The sequence below is a fragment of the Escherichia sp. MOD1-EC6842 genome, assembly GCF_002965705.1.
Taxonomy (GTDB): domain Bacteria; phylum Pseudomonadota; class Gammaproteobacteria; order Enterobacterales; family Enterobacteriaceae; genus Escherichia; species Escherichia ruysiae.
In genome coordinates, this window is the sequence record NZ_PTRF01000007.1 from 211908 (window position 1) to 233107 (window position 21200).

Below are 21200 nucleotides of genomic sequence, written 5' to 3' on the forward strand. Positions count from 1 at the left end.
TCTGATGCCTTGTCAGATGCGGCATAAACGCCTTATCCGACCTACGGGTGCGACACGTCGCATCAGGCATCGATCTCTTATTTTTGGCTAAACTTCCGCCGACCATAGACCAGCCAGGTCAGCAGTACACAGATGATGTAAAAGATTAAAAACACTTTCATCGCGCCCACCGGAGAGCCTGTCATATTCAGCGACATGCCAAACGCCTGCGGAATAAAAAAGCCGCCAACTGCGCCAATGGCTGAGATAAAGCCCAGCGCCGCCGCCGTTTCGGTGATCGCTTCTCGCTGCGCTTCATCATCGCTGCCACCTTTCATCTTGACGCGATAAATGGTTATCTGGCGGAAGATGACAGCAATCATCTGGAAGGTGGAGCCACTACCCAGACCCGCTGTCAGGAACAACCCCATAAACACGACGAAAAATGCGATGAAATTGCCGGAACCTGTACCAGGCAGAGTGAGGAACAACAGGGCACTGAAAAGCGCCATAAAAATAAAGTTGATAAGCGTCACCCGCACGCCGCCAAATTTATCGGAGATAGCACCGCCAACTGACCGGGCAATCGCGCCGATAAACGGCCCAAAGAACGCCAGTTGCAGTATATTCACATCCGGGAACTGAGTTTTCGCCAGCATGGCAAAACCAGCGGAAAAACCGATAAACGAACCGAAGGTGGCGAGATAGAGCAGACTCAACAGCCAGAGATGCAGACGTTGTAAAACGGGCAACTGGTCGGCAATTGACGCGCGTGAACTGGCGATATCGTTCATCCCAAACCAGGCGGCGATAGTGGCAATCGCCAGCAGTGGCACCCAAATCCATGCGGCGTTCGCCAGCGACATCAACGAGCCATCGGCCTGTGGTACGCCATTAACACCGAGAAAGGCAAATACCGGAACAAAAATCACCAGTGGCGCAACCAGTTGCATCACGCTGACGCCTAAATTGCCTAATCCGCCATTAATCCCTAATGCGCTACCTTGTTTTGCTTTCGGGAAGAAAAAACTGATATTGCCCATACTGGAGGCAAAATTCGCGCCAGCGAAACCACACAGCAAGGCAATAACAATAAATATTCCAAAAGGAGTATGGGGATTTTGTACGGCAATACCGAGCCAGACGCAGGGAATAATCAGGATCGCGGTACTAAAAACAGTCCAGCGACGCCCACCAAATATAGGCACCATAAAGGAGTAGGGGACACGTAATAATGCGCCAGAAACGGAGGGTAATGCGGTTAATAAAAAAAGCTGATCGGTCGTAAAATTAAAGCCAATTTTATTGAGATTAACGGTGACTGCGCTAAATAACATCCAGACACAGAATGCAAGAAGTAAACAACTGACTGATATCCAGAGATTTCTTCGTGCTATATGTTTTCCTTTATTTTCCCAGAAGGCCGGATTTTCTGGCTTCCAGTCGCGCAAAAGATAACGATTACTTTTCTCATTTTGCAGTGCCATATTCTTCCTCACATGCACACGTTGGTAATGAAAAAAAGAAAGACAGGACGTTGGGCGCGATGACCCACTTTTAGAATTAAGAGAATCAGGTGAGATACTGACTGAAAGAATAGATAAGAAAGCGCAGCCGCGCGGTGAGAATGCGGATTATCTGAAGGGTTATGTGTTACTGAATGTAACAAAGATATATCATTGCCTTCACTAATATTTCAATCCGCATACCCTGAACGAACTTTGTTGCAGCATGAAACTTATCGGTGACGTGTCGCCAGCCAACAGAGCAGAGAGCCGCCACAGACCATGAGTGCGCCTTGCCAGAATGAGAACGATAGCGGTGCGTTGAGTAGCACGGCAGCCAGAGCAGAAGAAAGTACAGGCGTAAAATAAGAACCAACCGCCATAATCGTTACGTTGCCATGTAAAATACCGACATTCCAGGCGGCGTAAGCAAATCCTAAAGTAAATGCCGCAGATATGAGTTTAACGATGACAGGAAAGCTAAAAACCATCTCTGGTTGTGGCGTTATAAAATAGTAAATCCATAGACTTGCCCCCGTCAGAAGAACAAAAACAGTAATGCCGTTAAATCCACGGGCATATTTATTCGTGACTGTGCAATAAGCTGCCCAGATAAACGCACCAATAAACGCCAAAAAATAACTTAATGGACTGGTGGTAATATTATTGATGATTTCATCATATTGTAGCCCGTTGTCGCCGCCTAATACCCAACAGACACCCATCAAAGCTAAAAGCAATCCGGGAATAATCAGCCAGTTTGTTTTCTGACCATTAAAAAGAATGGCGAAAAGTATCGTCAGGCTGGGCCATAAATAGTTCACCATGCCTACTTCTATCGCCTGATGACGGGTAGCAGCATAACCTAAGGAAAGCGCGAGGCAGATTTCATAACTCACGAACAATACGCTGCCAGCAAGTAAATAGCCTTTCGGGATCTGCCGGATACGCGGGAACCCAACGGTGAAGATTAACAGCAGCCCGCTTAATGAATAGATCGCCGCCGCACCACCGACCGGGCCGAGCCCCTCGCTGACGCCGCGAATTAACCCCACCATGGTGCTCCACAGGACGATCGCGATTAGCCCTATGAGCGTTGCTTTTTGTCGTGTCATGCGCGTTGTTTAGTCTCTCTTGCCGTTAAAAATTAAGCTGAAATTTATAGCATTTTTTTAACCGGCCTGTCAGGCAGTGGTGTGTTTTTCTACCGCCATTGAGGTAGGTCAATTTGCGCAGGCGGATTATTTTGTGGCAAACACGTGTTCTTTTTGATTTCGCGCAAAAAGATTCAGAATTTTACTGTTAGTTTCCTCGCGCAGTAATACCCCTGAAAAAAGAGGAAAGCAATGGACGTCAGTCGCAGACAATTTTTTAAAATCTGCGCGGGCGGTATGGCTGGAACAACGGTAGCGGCATTGGGCTTTGCCCCGAAGCAAGCACTGGCTCAGGCGCGAAACTACAAATTATTACGCGCTAAAGAGATCCGTAACACCTGCACATACTGTTCCGTAGGTTGCGGGCTATTGATGTATAGCCTGGGTGATGGCGCGAAAAACGCCAGAGAAGCGATTTATCACATTGAAGGTGACCCGGATCATCCGGTAAGTCGTGGTGCGCTGTGCCCGAAAGGAGCCGGTTTGCTGGATTACGTCAACAGCGAAAACCGTCTGCGTTACCCGGAATATCGTGCGCCTGGTTCTGACAAATGGCAGCGCATTAGCTGGGAAGAAGCATTCTCCCGTATTGCGAAGCTGATGAAAGCTGACCGTGACGCCAACTTTATTGAAAAGAATGAGCAGGGCGTAACGGTAAACCGTTGGCTTTCTACCGGTATGCTGTGTGCCTCCGGCGCCAGCAACGAAACCGGGATGCTGACCCAAAAATTTGCCCGCTCCCTCGGGATGCTGGCGGTAGACAACCAGGCGCGCGTCTGACACGGACCAACGGTAGCAAGTCTTGCTCCAACATTTGGTCGCGGTGCGATGACCAACCACTGGGTGGATATCAAAAACGCTAACGTCGTGATGGTGATGGGCGGTAACGCTGCTGAAGCGCATCCCGTCGGTTTCCGCTGGGCGATGGAAGCGAAAAATAACAACGATGCAACCCTGATCGTTGTCGATCCCCGTTTTACGCGTACCGCTTCTGTGGCGGATATTTACGCACCTATTCGTTCCGGTACGGACATTACGTTCCTGTCTGGCGTTTTGCGCTACCTGATCGAAAACAACAAAATCAATGCCGAATACGTTAAGCATTACACCAACGCCAGCCTGCTGGTGCGTGATGATTTTGCTTTCGAAGACGGTCTGTTCAGCGGTTATGACGCTGAAAAACGCCAGTACGATAAATCGTCCTGGAACTATCAGTTCGATGAAAACGGCTATGCGAAACGCGATGACACGCTGACTCATCCGCGCTGTGTGTGGAACCTGCTAAAAGAGCACGTTTCCCGCTATACGCCGGACGTCGTGGAAAACATCTGCGGTACGCCAAAAGCCGACTTCCTGAAAGTGTGTGAAGTGCTGGCCTCCACCAGCGCGCCGGATCGCACAACCACCTTCCTGTACGCGCTGGGCTGGACGCAGCACACCGTCGGTGCGCAGAACATCCGTACTATGGCGATGATCCAGTTGCTGCTCGGCAACATGGGTATGGCTGGCGGCGGCGTGAACGCACTGCGTGGTCACTCCAACATTCAGGGGCTGACCGACTTAGGTCTGCTCTCTACCAGCCTGCCGGGTTATCTGACGCTGCCGTCAGAAAAACAGGTTGATTTGCAGTCTTATCTGGAAGCGAACACGCCGAAAGCGACGCTGGCGGATCAGGTGAACTACTGGAGCAACTATCCGAAGTTCTTCGTTAGCCTGATGAAATCTTTCTACGGCGATGCCGCGCAGAAAGAGAACAACTGGGGCTACGACTGGCTGCCGAAGTGGGACCAGACCTACGACGTCATCAAGTATTTCAACATGATGGACGAAGGCAAGGTCAGCGGTTATTTCTGCCAGGGCTTTAACCCGGTTGCGTCCTTCCCGGACAAAAACAAAGTGGTTAGCTGCCTGAGTAAGCTGAAGTACATGGTGGTTATCGATCCGCTGGTGACTGAAACGTCTACTTTCTGGCAGAACCACGGCGAGTCGAACGATGTCGATCCGGCGTCTATCCAGACTGAAGTATTCCGCCTGCCTTCGACCTGCTTTGCTGAAGAAGATGGTTCTATCGCCAACTCCGGACGCTGGTTGCAGTGGCACTGGAAAGGCCAGGACGCACCAGGCGAAGCGCGTAACGACGGCGAAATTCTGGCGGGTATCTACCATCACCTGCGCGAGCTGTACAAAGCTGAAGGTGGTAAAGGCGTAGAACCGCTGATGAAAATGAGCTGGAACTACAAGCAACCGCACGAGCCGCAGTCTGACGAAGTGGCAAAAGAGAACAACGGCTATGCGCTGGAAGATCTCTATGATGCCAATGGCGTGCTGATTGCGAAGAAAGGTCAGTTGCTGAGTAGCTTTGCACATCTGCGTGATGACGGTACAACCGCATCTTCTTGCTGGATCTACACCGGTAGCTGGACAGAGCAGGGCAACCAGATGGCCAACCGTGATAACTCCGACCCGTCCGGTCTGGGGAACACGCTGGGATGGGCCTGGGCGTGGCCGCTCAACCGTCGCGTGCTGTACAACCGTGCTTCAGCGGATATCAACGGTAAACCGTGGGATCCGAAACGGATGCTGATCCAGTGGAACGGCAGCAAGTGGACGGGTAACGATATTCCTGACTTCGGCAATGCCGCGCCGGGTACGCCAACCGGGCCGTTTATCATGCAGCCGGAAGGGATGGGACGCCTGTTTGCCATTAACAAAATGGCGGAAGGTCCGTTCCCGGAACACTACGAGCCAATTGAAACGCCGCTGGGAACTAACCCGCTGCATCCGAACGTGGTTTCTAACCCGGTCGTTCGTCTGTATGAACAAGACGCGCTGCGGATGGGTAAAAAAGAGCAGTTCCCGTATGTGGGTACGACCTATCGTCTGACCGAGCACTTCCACACCTGGACCAAGCACGCATTGCTCAACGCAATCGCCCAGCCGGAACAGTTTGTGGAGATCAGCGAAACGCTGGCGGCGGCGAAAGGCATTGCCAATGGTGACCGTGTCACTGTCTCCAGCAAGCGTGGCTTTATCCGCGCGGTGGCTGTGGTAACGCGCCGTCTGAAACCGCTGAATGTAAACGGTCAGCAGGTTGAAACGGTGGGTATTCCAATCCACTGGGGCTTTGAGGGTGTCGCGCGTAAAGGTTATATCGCTAACACTCTGACGCCAAATGTCGGTGATGCAAACTCGCAAACGCCGGAATATAAAGCGTTCTTAGTAAACATCGAGAAGGCGTAAGGGGGCGAACAGATGGCTATGGAAACGCAGGACATTATCAAAAGGTCCGCAACTAACTCCATCACGCCGCCTTCTCAGGTGCGTGATTACAAAGCAGAAGTCGCGAAACTTATCGACGTTTCCACCTGTATCGGCTGTAAAGCCTGTCAGGTGGCGTGTTCGGAGTGGAACGACATCCGTGATGAAGTGGGGCACTGCGTCGGGGTTTATGATAACCCCGCCGATCTGAGCGCCAAGTCCTGGACGGTGATGCGCTTTAGCGAAACCGAACAGAACGGCAAGCTGGAGTGGCTGATCCGTAAAGATGGCTGTATGCACTGTGAAGATCCGGGCTGCCTGAAGGCGTGCCCGTCTGCTGGTGCAATCATTCAGTACGCTAACGGGATTGTCGATTTCCAGTCGGAAAACTGCATCGGCTGTGGTTACTGCATTGCCGGGTGTCCGTTTAATATTCCGCGCCTCAACAAAGAGGATAACCGGGTATATAAATGCACGCTCTGCGTCGATCGCGTCAGCGTCGGCCAGGAACCGGCTTGTGTGAAAACCTGTCCGACCGGGGCTATCCACTTCGGCACCAAGAAGGAGATGCTGGAGCTGGCGGAACAGCGCGTGGCGAAACTGAAAGCGCGTGGTTACGAACATGCTGGCGTCTACAACCCGGAAGGGGTCGGTGGTACGCACGTTATGTACGTGCTGCATCACGCCGATCAGCCGGAGCTGTATCATGGTCTGCCGAAAGATCCGAAGATCGATACCTCGGTAAACCTGTGGAAAGGCGCGTTGAAACCGCTGGCAGCGGCTGGCTTTATCGCCACTTTTGCCGGGTTGATTTTCCACTACATCGGTATTGGCCCGAATAAGGAAGTGGACGATGACGAGGAGGAGCATCATGAGTAAGTCGAAAATGATTGTGCGCACCAAATTTATTGATCGCGCCTGTCACTGGACCGTGGTGATTTGCTTCTTCCTGGTGGCGCTGTCCGGGATTTCGTTCTTCTTCCCGACGCTGCAATGGCTGACGCAAACCTTCGGTACGCCGCAGATGGGACGCATTTTGCACCCGTTCTTCGGCATTGCGATTTTCGTCGCGCTGATGTTTATGTTTGTGCGTTTTGTGCATCACAACATCCCGGATAAGAAAGATATTCCGTGGCTGTTGAACATTGTCGAAGTATTGAAAGGCAATGAGCACAAAGTGGCGGATGTTGGTAAGTACAACGCCGGACAGAAGATGATGTTCTGGTCAATCATGAGCATGATTTTCGTGCTGCTGGTGACCGGGGTGATCATCTGGCGTCCGTACTTTGCGCAGTACTTCCCGATGCAGGTTGTCCGTTATAGCCTGCTGATCCACGCGGCAGCGGGTATCATCCTGATCCACGCCATCCTGATCCATATGTATATGGCATTCTGGGTGAAAGGGTCGATTAAAGGGATGATCGAAGGGAAGGTGAGCCGTCGCTGGGCGAAGAAACACCATCCGCGCTGGTATCGTGAAATCGAGAAGGCAGAAGCAAAAAAAGAGAGTGAAGAAGGGATATAATCTCTTTTGAACTTTAAGCTGAAAATGGCGCTGTAAAAGGCGTCATTTTCATATTGTAGACAACGTAGGCTTTGTTCATGCCGGATGCGACGTGAACGCCTTATCCGGCCTACAAACCCTTCAAATCCAATAGATTGCAGTGAACTTGTAGGCCTGATAAGCGTAGCGCATCAGGCAATGTTGCGTTTGTCATCAGTTTTAAATGGCGCTTTATAAGGTGCCATTTTTTATTGCGTAACCAGACGGCGCAGTCGCGACACATCCACCGTCTTTTCCGCCTCAGCCAGACTCCAGGCGTTTTGCAGATTCAGCCACATTTGCGGCGAACTGTTGGAGAGAGTGCGATGCTGCGACACCAGGACTGGCAGTCGCAGCAATGGCCTCTTAGCGGCGGAAATCAATCACCATACGGCCACGGATTTTGCCTTCTTCCATCTCGGTAAAGATGGTGTTGATGTCCGCTAACGGACGCAGGGCGACTTTGGGCACCACTTTGCCTTCGGCGGCAAACTGGAAGGCTTCAGTGAGATCCTGGCGCGTGCCGACCAGCGAACCGACCACTTCAATACCATCCAGCACAAGACGTGGGATATCCAGGCTCATAGACTCCGGCGGCAGACCGACAGCCACAACACGACCGCCTGCACGGACAGCATCAACTGCCGAGTTAAACGCAGCTTTAGCTACTGCTGTTACCACCGCAGCATGAGCGCCACCGGTTTTCTCCTGCACAATTTTGGCGGCGTCTTCGGTGCGTGAGTTAATCGCTAAATCTGCCCCCATTTCAGTCGCCAGTTTTAACTGCTCATCATTGACATCAATGGCGATCACTTTGGCGTTAAAGACATTCTTCGCGTATTGCAGGGCGAGGTTACCCAGACCGCCAAGACCGTAGATAGCAATCCACTGACCGGGACGAATTTTTGACAGTTTAACCGCTTTGTAGGTGGTGACCCCCGCACAGGTAATGCTGCTGGCCGCCGCCGAATCCAGGCCATCTGGCACTTTTACCGCGTAATCGGCGACCACGATGCACTCTTCCGCCATCCCGCCATCAACGCTGTATCCGGCATTTTTAACTGAACGGCAGAGCGTTTCGTTACCACTGTTACAGTATTCGCAATGACCGCATCCTTCGTAAAACCACGCTACGCTGGCACGATCGCCTGGTTTTAATGAGGTGACACCTGGGCCAACTTCTGCTACCACACCGATGCCTTCATGGCCCAGAATTACGCCGGTTTTGTCACCAAAATCGCCATTCTTAACATGAAGATCGGTATGACATACACCACAACACTCCATTTTCAGCAGGGCTTCGCCATGTTTCAGTGAGCGCAGTGTTTTATCCGTAACGTCAACATGATGATCCTTCGTAACAACTGCAGCCTTCATAGTTCCTCCTTTTCGGATGATGTTCTGCATAGCAGGTGAGGCAAATGAGATTTATTCGCCACTACCCAGTATGGATGAGATCTGAAAAAGGGAGAGGGAAATTGCCCGGTAGCCTTCACTACCGGGCGCAGGCTTAGATGGAGGTACGGCGGTAGTCGCGGTATTCGGCTTGCCAGAAATTATCGTCAATGGCTTGTTGCAAAGCTTCGGCAGACGTTTTCACCGCCACGCCTTGCTGCTGCGCCATTTTGCCAACCGCAAACGCAATTGCGCGGGAGACTTTCTGAATATCTTTCAGTTCCGGCAGTACCAGACCTTCGCCGTTCAGCACCAGCGGCGAATACTGAGCAAGCGTTTCACTTGCCGACATTAACATCTCATCGGTGATACGTGACGCGCCGGAAGCAATAACGCCCAGCCCGATGCCAGGGAAAATAAAGGCGTTGTTGCACTGGGCGATAGGGTAGATTTTATCTTTCCATACCACTGGATTAAACGGGCTACCGGTGGCGACCAGCGCGTTACCTTCGGTCCAGGCGATAATGTCCTGCGGTGTGGCTTCCACGCGTGACGTCGGGTTAGACAGCGGCATCACGATCGGACGCGGACAGTGTTTATGCATCTCACGGATGATCTCTTCCGTAAACAGCCCGGTCTGTCCTGAGACGCCAATCAGAATATCTGGTTTGACATTGCGCACCACATCCAGCAGTGACAGCACATCGCTGTCGGTATCCCAGTCACTAAGATTTTCGCGTTTCTGCACCAGTTTGGTCTGGAAAGGCAGCAGGTTTGGCATCTTGTCCGTCAGCAGACCAAAGCGATCGACCATAAACACTTTCTGTCGCGCCGCTTCTTCGCTTAATCCTTCGCGCTGGGTCTGGGCGATAATCATTTCGGCAATGCCGCATCCCGCTGAACCGGCGCCGAGGAAGACAATCTTTTTCTCGCTTAACTGACCACCTGCTGCGCGGCTGGCTGCGATCAGTGTGCCGACCGTTACCGCTGCGGTGCCCTGAATGTCATCGTTAAAAGAACAAATTTCATGGCGATAGCGGTTAAGCAACGGCATCGCATTTTTTTGTGCAAAGTCTTCAAACTGCAGCAACACGTTCGGCCAGCGTTGCTTCACTGCCTGGATAAATTCGTCAACGAATTCATAGTATTCATCGTCAGTGATGCGCGGATTACGCCAGCCCATATACAACGGGTCGTTAAGCAGTTGCTGGTTGTTGGTGCCGACGTCCAGCACCACCGGAAGGGTATACGCCGGGCTGATGCCGCCACAGGCGGTATAGAGCGACAGTTTACCGATCGGAATACCCATCCCGCCGATGCCCTGGTCACCAAGACCCAGGATACGTTCGCCATCCGTCACCACAATCACTTTAATATTATGGTTCGGCACGTTTTGCAGAATATCGTCCATATTGTGCCGGTTCTGGTAAGAGATAAACACGCCGCGTGAACGGCGGTAGATCTCAGAAAAACGCTCACAGGCTGCGCCGACGGTTGGGGTATAAATAACAGGCATCATCTCATCAAGATGATTGTTTACCAGACGGTAGAAGAGGGTTTCGTTAGTGTCCTGGATGTTACGCAGGTAGATGTGTTTGTCGATTTCGGTTTTGAATCCCTGATACTGGATCCATGCTCGTTCCGCTTGTTCTTCGATGGTTTCGACCACCTCCGGCAGTAACCCCAGCAGGTTGAAGTTACGGCGTTCTTCCATGCTGAAGGCGCTGCCTTTATTCAACAACGGAAATTCCAGCAGTACAGGGCCAGCGTAAGGAATATAAAGCGAACGCTGTTTTTTTGTTTTTGGTTCCATGTCACTCACTCTTTTTTGAATATCCATCCCAGGGGTGCTTTTATCGTCTTTGCTTTACCGCCAGGGCATCGACCCCAAGTATAAAGCAGATAAAAACAAAAACACCATTGCGCAGGCAATGGTGTTTAATCGTCATTGAGGACTGATTGTTAAGGATTACTTTTCAGCGGGGCGTTTTCTGCCGGTTGGGTTATTTACCACGCTGGATTTGTCACCTTCGGTAACTATTTTGCGCTGGTTAGAAATTTTATGATCCAGTCCAAGAATATGACGTGCCTGACGGTTCGATTTCATTTGTACTCCTCAATCCTGTTGCTAGTTTTAAGGACAACATCGCCGTAGCGAAGAAACACGTGCTAAACCCCTAAATTAGGTTGCCGATCAAGCATAGCAGCTTAAAGCATAGGGTGCTGGCCACTGACCACATAATTGATCGTTTGCTGGTAGATATCACTGAGGATGTCGTTATCAGAAGCTTCCACCCATTTGGTCAGCTCCATGAGAATGTCATCTTCAGTGACAACACCGTGCTCTGCCCGAAGGCCTTGCTCAATGGCATTAACCAGAGCGGGTTCTGCTGTTGAATTTTCTGCCTGATAATAAGTAAACATAGTGATTCTCCGTGTCTGTGTATTTATGGTGTCTGCTACGGATCGCAGATTTATAAAGCACATTCAGCATGGCAAATATTTGCCGCTTCATTGTTAAGATTAGTCCTGGTTGATGTGTTTTATATTTTAACTGCATGATATTCATGACTATTGTTATTGGCATTCGTTGCTTGATATTGCTGCAATATCTTTTAAACCATATATTCCCCGCCTTCTGCTGTGGTAATTTTATTTAAGTTCGGAGGTAATATTTTCGCCGGATTTTATTCGGAATATCCTGCTTATCCTCGTGCTGTTTCTCACGTAGTCTATAATTTCCTTTTTAAGCCCACAGGAGAGCAACAATGACAATCCATAAGAAAGGTCAGGCACACTGGGAAGGCGATATCAAACGCGGGAAGGGAACAGTATCCACCGAGAGCGGCGTGCTGAACCAACAGCCGTATGGGTTTAACACGCGTTTTGAAGGCGAAAAAGGAACCAACCCTGAAGAATTGATTGGCGCGGCACATGCCGCTTGTTTCTCGATGGCGCTTTCATTAATGCTGGGGGAAGCGGGATTCACGCCAACATCGATTGATACCACTGCCGATGTATCGCTGGATAAAGTCGATGCTGGTTTCGCGATTACCAAAATCGCACTGAAGAGTGAAGTTGCCGTACCGGGTATTGATGCCTCAACCTTTGACGGCATTATTCAGAAAGCAAAAGCCGGATGCCCGGTTTCTCAGGTACTGAAAGCGGAAATTACGCTGGATTACCAGTTGAAAGCATAAGTACTCGCCGGATGATGTTGTCATCCGGCAAGCATTTACACCAATATTTTCTGCTTATCTCAATGAAATCTCGCATTTAAACGGCATCGTCATTCTTTTCGTTATTCCCGCCTGTTCCCGAACAATCATTATTGCATCAGGTTGTAAACTCCTATTTCGTTCAGAATAACAGTAAAACTCTGTTTATTTATGTTCTCTGTTTGATGGTGAGAAACATTTATGGCATTGTAAGATTCAGTTGATTTAATTAATTTGAATTAATTAAATTTAATTAATGAGCTAATTAACATTGTTTAATAAGGATGAAACTATGTTGATGAAAAAGGTCTCTTTTGCTATTGCTTTAATTTCTCTAAGTCAGTATGCAAGCGCATCTTCAGAATTTAATTTCTTATCTGACAATGTTTTTGGTGATGCTTCTCTTTCATTTCTGAATGGTGAGTCAGGTGAGTTTGTTTATAGCGATGGCGGTAAACTTAGCCAACTGGACTGGAAAATTCAAAATACCCCCATTATTAAAATGGGGCTAACCTGGGATGCAATCTCATGGCTGACGCTTAATGCTAAAGGCTGGACGACGATTGCGTCTGCCGGTACGCTAATGGATGATTATGACTGGCTGGAGCCGGGGCAGCACCACTGGAGCGATTGGTCACATCACCCGGCAACGCGGTTGAATTTTGCAAATCAGTTTGATCTCAATATGACAGGTTGGTTTTTAACGGATCCGAGTTACCAACTCGGCGCTATGTTAGGCTATCAGGAGACGCGTTTCAGTTGGCTGGCGAAAGGAGGTTACTATAGTTATGATAATGGTGCCGACACTGGAGATATTCCTCATGACCAAAGAGTTATTGGCTACCAACAAAAATTCAGTGCGCCTTATTTAGGTCTTTCTGGTAAATATGTCTATCATGATTTTGATATTATTGCTCAATTTAAATATAGCGCCTGGGGAGAAGGGAAAGGAACAGATCAGCATTATTTGCGCAACATTACATTTAAAGATAAAGTATCCAACCAAAAATATTATTCAGGTCTTATTAATGCGGGGTATAACATTAACTCACAGGCGCGGATTTTCACAGAAATATCATGGAGTAGATTCTCTAATGATATTGGTAACACAGTAATTTCTTATAAAGACAAGGGTGAAAGCGTAAAAGAGAAAGATTCGCCAGGGATGCAAAACTATAATTACATTATTGGCGCGGGCATTCAGTACAAATTTTAATATAGCGTCGGGCGAATGGCGGAATATGAATACATGAAATCTTGCCCGCCTGCGCGGGCAAGATGTTCTAAGCGTCGATTTGAAGCGGTAGCGTAGTAGACATCCAGCCAGGGATCTCCTCAGCGGGCAAAGGACGTGAGAAGAAATAACCCTGAATCACGGGGCAGTGGATCTTGCGTAACATCTCAAACTGTTCTTTCGTTTCCACACCTTCTGCCACTACGGTTAAGTTCAGGCTTTGCCCAATGCTGGTAATGGCTTCTAATAAGGCACGGATGCGTTTTTCGCTCAGGCAACGATCGACAAAACTTTTATCGATTTTAATTTCCGTTACCGGCAGGCTGACTAAGCGTGACAGGCCGGAAAAGCCGGTGCCGAAATCGTCGACAGATAAACCTACGCCCATATCCCGCAGGATCTGGATGCGTTTAAAGATCTCCGTATCGTGTTCCATCATCATGCTTTCAGTGATTTCCACCGTCAGCTGGTGGCCGTCAATCTGCCAGGCTTCCATCGCATCGCAAACCTGATTGGGTAGCTGATTACTGCGAAAATGCAGCGCAGATAAGTTTACGGATAACGCCGGGATATGAATATTCTGGCTTCGCCATTCTGCTAACTGGCGACAGGCTTCAGCAATTACCCAACGACCAATATTTTCAATTTCACCAATCTCTTCTGCGAGGGGAATAAACCGGGAAGGGGGAACATGTCCATGCTGCGGGTCATACCAGCGAGCAAGAGCTTCAATACCATACAGTTCACCCGTTTCGGCGAAGATCTGCGGCTGGTAAACCAGCTTCAACTGGTTGTTGCTGATCGCTTCCTTCAGCGCCGCGCCTAATATTAACCGCTCTTTAACCATTTCGTTCATTGTCGGGCTAAAGAACTGCCAGCCGTTACCGCCGTTTTTGCGAATGAAATCCATTGCATTGTGGGCGGTAGAAAGCAGGTAGTCACGGTTTTTACCAACGTCGTAACTGATACCAATACTTAAGGTTAAAGGAAAAGGCTGATCGTCAATGATGACCGGTTTGCTAACGACGTTGCGTAGCTCATCAGCGATTTGGGTAATGTTGCTGACTTCATCCTCCAGACTAATGAGGACAAACTGTGCACCTTCAACGCGGCAGAGATACTGGTCGGGTTTGAGTTTTTCGCGAAAGCGATTAACGACTTCTAACAATGCCTGATCGGCCCACGCATAGCCGAGGCTGTCGATCACATCCTGAATATGGTCGACGCCAATAAGATAAACCACCGGAGATACAGCTCTATCGACAAGGTCATCGAGGTAATTGTGCAGATTATTGCGATTTGGCAGACCGGTCATCGGATCAAACTGGATTAGCTGTTCGATGTGCTGGCGGCTTTTCTCCTGTTCCAGCGCCAGTGCGGCCATATGCTGGCTGATGTCTGCCACGCGTTCGACAAATGCACTGGTTTCTGTCCCTGCAGCCGTCTTGATTTGCAGAACTCCCGCTGGTGCGCCATCGCGCTGGCGAATGGTAACAGCCCAGCTTTGTGCATTCTTTACTTCTGTCCCATGAGAGGACGACGCCCAATGCACTGGCATCCCATTACGCAATGCATACAGTGACACATGCGATTCATGAAGAATGGATTCAATATTACGGCAAATGATTTCACCCATTTCGTGAAACGGTGGGCTGCTGCACATGGCGGCGAGGATGTTGCCTTCCAGCTGGCGGATTTGCCGTTCTTCGGTGATATCTGAGAAGGTCATTACCAGATTTTGTAGATGAGCAAGCACGTCATAGACCGGACTGATAGATGCTTTAATCCAGATATTTTCACCCGTGCGCGTTAATAGCAAAAATTCATCTTGATCGCGGGAGGTTTTCCACAAAAGCTGCTGTAAGCGGATGCGGTTATCTGTCGGGTATTCAGGAATGTTAAGCAGCGCATCGGGCTGCATACCGCTGGCTTCGCTGATGCAATAGCCGAACATTTCTGTAAACGCGCGATTGCACTGAACGATATGACGCTCAGGATCAAGCACAATCACAGGTCGGTCGAGATGATCCACGGCAATGAGCAACTGCCGGGTCTGTTCTTTCTGCGCCATTTCAACGCTGGCATCTCGCACCAGCGCCAGGTAATAAATTTTCCCCTCGGCAGTCACTTTTGACAGGGCAAATCGTGTCCATATTTTACTGCCATCTTTTTTCTCCAGCTGCAATTCCCGGCTCATTCCTTCGACACGCGCTTTACCTCCTTCGCGGTTATGCCGGATGTATTCAGGGTGTGCTGGGCGCAAATTATGGGGAATCAGCATATCGATGTTATTGCCAATGACCTCTTCGCGTTTATATCCCCAAAGCTTCTCTGCAGCGGGGTTGAAAAACATGACTTCATCATTTTCGTTGATTAACACCGCGCCCATCATATTTTGCTCAAGCGCGGGGAAAAAAATGCCGTCAGCGGCATTTTCTGCATCGGTTAGCTTCATGATTACCTCTGCATCCGGGTGAATCTAAAGACTGGCTTTCCAGAGTTCAACACGGTTTCTACCTCGTCTTTTGGCGATATACAGAGCTTCGTCGGCTATTTGAATTAAACGTTCATAATCCGGATGTCCATTAAACATGGCGGCACCAATGGACAGAGAGAGGTAAATATCTTCGCCGTTTGCAGCTTTCAGTTTGGTTTTTTCTACCCGACTGCGAATACGTTCTGCGGTACGTAAAGTGTCAGTTTCTGAGGCTTCCGTCAGTACAATGATAAATTCATCACCACCGTAGCGGAAAACATAATCACTACTACGGACGTTGTCGTAAAACGCCTGCGAGACTTTACGCAGAATTTCGTCGCCGGTGTTATGTCCCCATGTATCATTGATCTCTTTGAATTTATCAACATCGATGATGAGAACAGATAACGGCGTGCCAGCCCGATTGGCATGGGCAATTTCACGTTTGAAGATAGTCGGCAGGAAACGGCGGTTAAGTAGCTTAGTCAACACATCCATTCCCACTTCATGGCGAGAAACTTCTTCAAACAGTTCTCGCAATAAGGTTGTAATTTGCGATACGGTATTTCGTATCTGCAATAAAAACTTCACTCGCAGACTTTTGTTACTCAGATTCTTGGCATGGAGTATTGTCTGATTAAAAACCCCGTCGAAATCCTGAATAAGGCGGGAGATATGACCGACTTCGGCAATACCGCTAAAATAATGCCGACCTTTATGGTTAAACCATAAGCCAAAATCAGCCTGGCTTAACGGTAAGCTGCTGCCTAAATCAGAATCCAACAGGACTTTATAAATAACATCTAATTCCCATGAAAGTAATGAGGCTATTTGCCGTTCTTTTTCTTCTTCGGCATTTTCAAGTAGTGAGAAGATACGATAATTCTCGTCTTCTTTAGCCGCACTACTGTCGCTAAAGGTAAACGCCCGGGTCATAACTTCCATGGCTATATCAATACTGTTAATCGAAAAATGATAAACCTGAAGTTTATCCGCTGGCGAATAATCAGAGGAAAATATCGCTGGATAGAGGATTTTCTTCAATACACGAAAACCCATCTCAACGATTTCTACGGGAATGCCAATACGGGCATGTACTTCGGCCACGGTATGTTGGATTTGTATAAGCCTATCAACATCGTCCGCTTGCGCAGAGAGCACATCGATAATCCATGTTTCCAGAGCACTTTTAAGTTGCCTTTCAACCTGTTCGTTACTCAAAAACTCTTCGGCATGTGGGTCAGTACGTACAATACGATAAAACTCATTGCTCAGGTAATGGGCATGTGCAACAGCAATTTCTGCGGCTTTAGCGCGAATGAGAGGGGAAGCCTGGGTAACTAATCCAGTCCACTCATCTTTCATTCTTTTAAAGTACATCTCCATAATTCAGCCCCTTATACGACTGGAAAGGCAGATGGGATCGAAAAACGAAACGCAACATACTGGACAGACTTATCGCACCATATTCTCCTGAAATATGAGGATATAATGAAAAGAAATAAACGGATTAGACAGTTTTAATCTACGCTACTGTTCTTCTGAAGAGTATAGCCCATCGTGATTATTTTTCGGTGGTGACGAATATCGTATTGTTTTTCATGTTGATACTAATTAATCAGAGGATTGTAGCAATTTGCTTATATGGAGATAATTTTATTTAAGAGGTTACGGCATTTTGCAGGGTGACAAGCCGGTGCTTACATCACCGGCATGACACAGTAAAAGAGGGCGTTTAACTACCCCAACGACTTTGCAGATAACTAACGGCTTGTTGGGTCTGTGGCTTATTAAGGTAATCTTCGCGGAACAGAATCGTGCCGCTAATTTCGGGTACAGCATCGTTAAGATCAAGCTGCTTTTTTAGTTCTGGCACGCCGCCGTTAACCATCCAGTCAGGTTCTATCTTTGAGGGTTCACCCACTTTATAGAAGGCAACGCCGATATATAGCCGGGTTTTGGTCGGTTTGACGACATCTGCCCACCATTTTGCCAGTACGTCATAGCGTGCTGCGCTACGTGAGAAAGGCCAGTAAATTTGTGGGGCAATATAATCCAGTAAACCATGTTCTACCCAACGGCGGGTATCCGCATAGGATTCGTCATAGGCTGCTGCGCCTCGTGTATCGGAACCGAGCGGATCGTGTGATCGGTTGCGCCAGACGCCAGCCGGGCTAACGCCAAATTCAACCTCTGGCTTAATGCTTTTGATGGTGTGCGATACCTTTGCAATTAATTGCTGAGTATTGTTGCGCCGCCAGTCTGCTTTTGATGCAAAAGCTCTCCCATATTTGCGGTACGTCTCGTTATCGTTCAGCAGCGAACCCGGTGATTCAGTGTAGAAATAATCGTCGAACTGCACGCCATCTATCGGATAACGGGAAACCACTTCCGCAACTATTGATGTGATCCAATCCTGAACCTCAGGGATACCAGGGTCGAGAACAAAACGGTCGCCCGACGTTCTGATCCAGTCGCGATGCTGCACGTAGACACTGGCTGGTTGCTGTGACAGGGTGCTATTCAATTCCCTGATAGTTCCGGGTTTTGTATTAACCGACACGCGGTAGGGATTAAACCATGCGTGCACTTTCATCCCACGCTTGTGGGCTTCGTCGAGCATAAATTGCAGCGGATCGTAACCTGGATCTTCACCAATCTTGCCGGTCAGAAGATCGGACCACGGTAAAATTTTCGATGGCCAAAGGGCTGTACCATCGGGCTTTACCTGGAAAAAGACCGTATTTATGCCGAGACGTTGTAGATGATCTAACTTGTCAATCATCGCCTGTTGTTGTGCGCGGGCTCGGCTGGTGGGGTTACTGATATTAACCGAGGAAACGGGGGGCCAGTCGAGGCGAGAGACAGTAGCCAGCCAGATACCTCGCATCGGCTGCGCTGGTTGATGTGTTGTCGCTGGTGGTTTTGAACCTGCTGGTGGTGTAGTTATTGGCGTTGGCGGTGTGGTCTTACAACTACACAGTAAAAGAGCCAGAGCAACGAGTGTGGCTGGCTTTTTGATCGTTAATTTCACGTTTCGGGAGCAGATATCCATATATGCTGGTTTCCGGTAAACAGATGTGTTGCTCATTCTCGTACTTATCTGGGGCAAGTCAATACGATAACAGGTACGAAAAAGGGAGCGATTAACTATCGCTCCCTTGTCTTATCCCCTTCAGAGATGGTTAATGTTTCTTATCGTTCATCACAATATAGTGCGGTGAACGAGCACGTGGATGCAGGAAGAAGTGACCTTTCGGTGCGTTCTGGCTGTTAATTGGCTCCAGTGTCACACCGGTATTCGCTTTGCCTTTACGATCGTGGATGGCATAGAGAATAAAGGGCAGGGCAAGTACCACCAGGAAGCTAACGACCAGTAATTCGACATACATATCGGTAGAGTCACCCTGGATATTATCCGGCGGCAGGAAGGAAACAATAAACGCCATGATTGAGGTCAGCAGGCCGACAATAGCTACAACCAGTTTCACGCCTTTACCACCAGGGATATTAAATGTGCGTTTTAAGTCAGGATGTTTAAGGACTAACACAATGTAGCCAATAAACAGCATGAAATAAGCACACAGATAAATCACCACCGTCAGCGCCAGTGCGATCAGGAAGGACATGTTGTTACCACCACCGGTATTGGTGAGGATAATCAAGGCGATAGAGGTAATCACTAGCTGAGAAATAACCAGAGTGACCGGCACGCCATTTTTGTTCATTTTGGCGAACGCTGGAGGTAGCAGGTTTTTCTGCGCTGTGACATACATCCCGCGAGAAGGACCGACAATCCAGGAGGCGATTTCTGCCAGAACACCCAGCAGCAGCAGTGCGGAGATCACGCGAACCGTCCACTCAATTTCCGGTGCCACATGGGACATCAGAACGGTAAAGGTTTGCATTACCCCAGCGGACAGATTGATTTCATTACCCGGAATGACCATCGCAATGGACAAACCACCAACAGAACTTAAGCAGATTGCCGCCACCATCAGCAATAACATTGCCAGCGGATAATCTCGCCCCGGATTGCTCATTTCATTGACGTGGGTTGCGGAGGCTTCTACACCCATATAACTCAATATAAAGGCAACAAACACAACCAGGGTGCCAACTTTAGAGAAATCCGGGAAGAAGGTTTTTGCATCCATTTCGATAGCAACTGGCGCACCGGAGTGCAGGTAAATCGCCGCTAATGCAATCAAAATAAATGCGGGTAACAGGATACCGGCAAAGAAGCCGACTTTAGCAATTCGCGCTGTATATTTAGTACCGCCAAACTGAGTTAATGCCAGAACCCAAAGAATGATGAGTGCCGCAATGGTTTTTGTTACCGGGTCTTCATTCAGTGCTGGCCATTTAAGAATGTAGGAGAGTGCCCCTAACACGAAATAGAGCATCGGAATAAAGCCGATAGCGATTTGCAAATAACCAAATGAGATCGCTGCAAATCCCCATTTTAACCCCAGGGTATTCGATACCCAGGCGAAAACGCCGCCTTCCTCCCAACCGTCCACGGTAGCCATTTCCGCAGCACAGAGTCCAACGGGGATAAACCATAAAATCCCGCCTAATAGCAGGAAGAAAACTAATGAAAAACCGGATGTTGCAAAGGTAGGGTATTCATAAACAGCCATTACCATCGATGCCGTAATAGCGAAGAACCCAAGTAATGTTAGCTGCTTAGCTTTACCTGTCTGTACTGATGTAGCCATATTTTCCCCCTAAAACGGTATTCCTGTCGGAACCGCGCCTGTCTTGTTCTGAAGCGTATTCAGAGCAATATTTTCCATTGCTAATGCCAGTGAACAGACTTTGGAATTTGTCCCGAAACGAGAGCGTTCCGGGACACCGTTACCACTTAAACGTTATCAGGTATGTTTAAAGCTGTTCTGCTGAGCAATACCCTGCAGTTTCGGGTGATCGCTGAGATATTTCAGGGAGGCTTTGTAGTCTTCCAGCAACAGTTCAGCGAAGTCCATTTCGAAACCACGACGGCACATAATACGCATCACCACAATGTCGGTGGCTTCACCGCCGAGGGTAAAGGCCGGAACCTGCCAGCCGCGCAGACGCAGACGTTCAGAGAGGTCATACAGGGTGTATCCCGGATTTTCCCCGTCTTTCAGTTTGAAGCAGACCGCTGGGATACCTTCGTCCGGGCGACCTGTACAGATGAACTCATACGGCCCCAGTTTAGCGATTTCATCCGCCAGGTAAGTGGCGACCTGGTAAGAGGCGTTTTGTACTTTGGTGTAGCCTTCGCGACCAAGGCGCAGGAATTCATAGTATTGCGCAATTACCTGACCGGCAGGGCGAGAGAAGTTGATAGCGAAAGTCCCAATCTGACCGCCGAGATAGTCAACGTTGAACACCAGTTCTTTCGGCAGTGCTTCTTCATCACGCCAGATAACCCAGCCGCAGCCCAGCGG

The 21200-nt window shown here is 48.9% G+C and carries 16 protein-coding genes and 1 pseudogene; 5 read left to right on the forward strand and 12 right to left on the reverse strand.

Annotated elements, in window-relative coordinates:
• Nucleotides 1–77: 77 nt before the first annotated feature.
• Both narU and yddG read right to left on the reverse strand, forming a co-directional pair.
• The gene (gene narU / locus A7Z29_RS11310; RefSeq protein WP_105290246.1) at nucleotides 78–1466 is read right to left on the reverse strand and encodes a nitrate/nitrite transporter NarU; all 1389 of its coding nucleotides are present in this window, start codon (nucleotides 1464–1466) and stop codon (nucleotides 78–80) included.
• A gap of 251 nt (nucleotides 1467–1717) precedes the next feature.
• Nucleotides 1718–2599 carry an aromatic amino acid efflux DMT transporter YddG gene (gene yddG, locus A7Z29_RS11315; protein WP_010347315.1) on the reverse strand — a complete coding sequence of 294 codons (882 nt, stop codon included), beginning with the start codon at nucleotides 2597–2599 and terminating at the stop codon, nucleotides 1718–1720.
• Nucleotides 2600–2830: 231 nt separating this feature from the next.
• Here yddG and fdnG point away from each other — a divergent pair, with 231 nt between their 5' ends.
• Genes fdnG through fdnI form a run of 3 tightly spaced genes read left to right on the forward strand, consistent with a single transcriptional unit; the run spans nucleotide 2831 to nucleotide 7421 of the window.
• Nucleotides 2831–5878 (forward strand): formate dehydrogenase-N subunit alpha, encoded by a 3048-nt coding sequence (fdnG, locus tag A7Z29_RS11325; protein WP_135522432.1) that lies wholly within the window; start codon nucleotides 2831–2833, stop codon nucleotides 5876–5878.
• A 12-nt stretch (nucleotides 5879–5890) separates the two neighbouring features.
• Nucleotides 5891–6775 (forward strand): formate dehydrogenase N subunit beta, encoded by an 885-nt coding sequence (gene fdnH / locus A7Z29_RS11330; RefSeq protein WP_001240581.1) that lies wholly within the window; start codon nucleotides 5891–5893, stop codon nucleotides 6773–6775.
• Nucleotides 6768–7421 carry a formate dehydrogenase-N subunit gamma gene (gene fdnI / locus A7Z29_RS11335; protein ID WP_000045648.1) on the forward strand — a complete coding sequence of 218 codons (654 nt, stop codon included), beginning with the start codon at nucleotides 6768–6770 and terminating at the stop codon, nucleotides 7419–7421. The genes fdnH and fdnI overlap by 8 nt, the downstream gene beginning before the upstream one ends.
• Before the next feature lie 227 nt (nucleotides 7422–7648).
• Here the strand turns inward: fdnI and A7Z29_RS11340 are convergent.
• From A7Z29_RS11340 to bdm, 5 genes and pseudogenes are all read right to left on the reverse strand, one after another.
• Nucleotides 7649–7753: pseudogene (locus A7Z29_RS11340) on the reverse strand (HigA family addiction module antitoxin); the annotation flags it as partial.
• Between the two features lie 52 nt (nucleotides 7754–7805).
• Nucleotides 7806–8816, reverse strand: a complete 1011-nt coding sequence (gene adhP, locus A7Z29_RS11345; RefSeq protein ID WP_000642407.1) for an alcohol dehydrogenase AdhP — start codon at nucleotides 8814–8816, stop codon at nucleotides 7806–7808.
• Between the two features lie 133 nt (nucleotides 8817–8949).
• Nucleotides 8950–10647, reverse strand: coding sequence for a malate dehydrogenase (gene maeA / locus A7Z29_RS11350; RefSeq protein WP_000433478.1), 1698 nt, complete (start codon nucleotides 10645–10647; stop codon nucleotides 8950–8952).
• A 156-nt stretch (nucleotides 10648–10803) separates the two neighbouring features.
• Nucleotides 10804–10941 (reverse strand): stationary-phase-induced ribosome-associated protein, encoded by a 138-nt coding sequence (gene sra, locus A7Z29_RS11355; protein ID WP_000841554.1) that lies wholly within the window; start codon nucleotides 10939–10941, stop codon nucleotides 10804–10806.
• Between the two features lie 101 nt (nucleotides 10942–11042).
• Nucleotides 11043–11258: a biofilm-dependent modulation protein gene (bdm, locus tag A7Z29_RS11360; protein WP_000495764.1), complete on the reverse strand. Its 216-nt coding sequence runs from the start codon at nucleotides 11256–11258 to the stop codon at nucleotides 11043–11045.
• Between the two features lie 344 nt (nucleotides 11259–11602).
• On the opposite strand from bdm, the gene osmC reads away from it, so the two are divergent.
• Together osmC and A7Z29_RS11375 are read left to right on the forward strand one after the other, a co-directional pair.
• Nucleotides 11603–12034, forward strand: coding sequence for a peroxiredoxin OsmC (osmC, locus tag A7Z29_RS11370; protein ID WP_000152304.1), 432 nt, complete (start codon nucleotides 11603–11605; stop codon nucleotides 12032–12034).
• 310 nt (nucleotides 12035–12344) lie between these two features.
• Nucleotides 12345–13268, forward strand: coding sequence for an omptin family outer membrane protease (locus A7Z29_RS11375; RefSeq protein ID WP_000928773.1), 924 nt, complete (start codon nucleotides 12345–12347; stop codon nucleotides 13266–13268).
• A gap of 67 nt (nucleotides 13269–13335) precedes the next feature.
• Here the strand turns inward: A7Z29_RS11375 and dosP are convergent, their stop codons facing one another.
• From dosP to A7Z29_RS11400, 5 genes are all read right to left on the reverse strand, one after another.
• Complete coding sequence (gene dosP / locus A7Z29_RS11380) at nucleotides 13336–15741, reverse strand: oxygen-sensing cyclic-di-GMP phosphodiesterase DosP (RefSeq protein WP_105286806.1); 2406 nt, start codon at nucleotides 15739–15741, stop codon at nucleotides 13336–13338.
• 24 nt (nucleotides 15742–15765) lie between these two features.
• Nucleotides 15766–17148 carry a diguanylate cyclase gene (locus A7Z29_RS11385; RefSeq protein ID WP_000426303.1) on the reverse strand — a complete coding sequence of 461 codons (1383 nt, stop codon included), beginning with the start codon at nucleotides 17146–17148 and terminating at the stop codon, nucleotides 15766–15768.
• 349 nt (nucleotides 17149–17497) lie between these two features.
• Nucleotides 17498–18817 carry a family 10 glycosylhydrolase gene (locus A7Z29_RS11390; RefSeq protein WP_105290247.1) on the reverse strand — a complete coding sequence of 440 codons (1320 nt, stop codon included), beginning with the start codon at nucleotides 18815–18817 and terminating at the stop codon, nucleotides 17498–17500.
• 130 nt (nucleotides 18818–18947) lie between these two features.
• Complete coding sequence (gene gadC / locus A7Z29_RS11395) at nucleotides 18948–20483, reverse strand: acid resistance gamma-aminobutyrate antiporter GadC (RefSeq protein ID WP_000246004.1); 1536 nt, start codon at nucleotides 20481–20483, stop codon at nucleotides 18948–18950.
• 156 nt (nucleotides 20484–20639) lie between these two features.
• Nucleotides 20640–21200 (reverse strand): pyridoxal-dependent decarboxylase (locus A7Z29_RS11400; protein ID WP_286135335.1); only part of this gene is annotated, 561 nt, incomplete at its 5' end.

Bases quoted from the DNA above. Each gene is read 5' to 3' on its own strand.
- sra (WP_000841554.1), bottom strand. From the start codon at position 10,941: ATGAAATCGAACCGTCAGGCACGTCATATTCTTGGACTGGATCATAAA.
- yddG (WP_010347315.1), bottom strand. From the start codon at position 2,599: ATGACACGACAAAAAGCAACGCTCATAGGGCTAATCGCGATCGTCCTG.
- fdnI (WP_000045648.1), top strand. From the start codon at position 6,768: ATGAGTAAGTCGAAAATGATTGTGCGCACCAAATTTATTGATCGCGCC.
- dosP (WP_105286806.1), bottom strand. From the start codon at position 15,741: ATGAAGCTAACCGATGCAGAAAATGCCGCTGACGGCATTTTTTTCCCC.
- narU (WP_105290246.1), bottom strand. From the start codon at position 1,466: ATGGCACTGCAAAATGAGAAAAGTAATCGTTATCTTTTGCGCGACTGG.
- fdnH (WP_001240581.1), top strand. From the start codon at position 5,891: ATGGCTATGGAAACGCAGGACATTATCAAAAGGTCCGCAACTAACTCC.
- maeA (WP_000433478.1), bottom strand. From the start codon at position 10,647: ATGGAACCAAAAACAAAAAAACAGCGTTCGCTTTATATTCCTTACGCT.
- A7Z29_RS11390 (WP_105290247.1), bottom strand. From the start codon at position 18,817: ATGGATATCTGCTCCCGAAACGTGAAATTAACGATCAAAAAGCCAGCC.
- bdm (WP_000495764.1), bottom strand. From the start codon at position 11,258: ATGTTTACTTATTATCAGGCAGAAAATTCAACAGCAGAACCCGCTCTG.
- A7Z29_RS11385 (WP_000426303.1), bottom strand. From the start codon at position 17,148: ATGGAGATGTACTTTAAAAGAATGAAAGATGAGTGGACTGGATTAGTT.
- adhP (WP_000642407.1), bottom strand. From the start codon at position 8,816: ATGAAGGCTGCAGTTGTTACGAAGGATCATCATGTTGACGTTACGGAT.
- gadC (WP_000246004.1), bottom strand. From the start codon at position 20,483: ATGGCTACATCAGTACAGACAGGTAAAGCTAAGCAGCTAACATTACTT.
- osmC (WP_000152304.1), top strand. From the start codon at position 11,603: ATGACAATCCATAAGAAAGGTCAGGCACACTGGGAAGGCGATATCAAA.
- A7Z29_RS11375 (WP_000928773.1), top strand. From the start codon at position 12,345: ATGTTGATGAAAAAGGTCTCTTTTGCTATTGCTTTAATTTCTCTAAGT.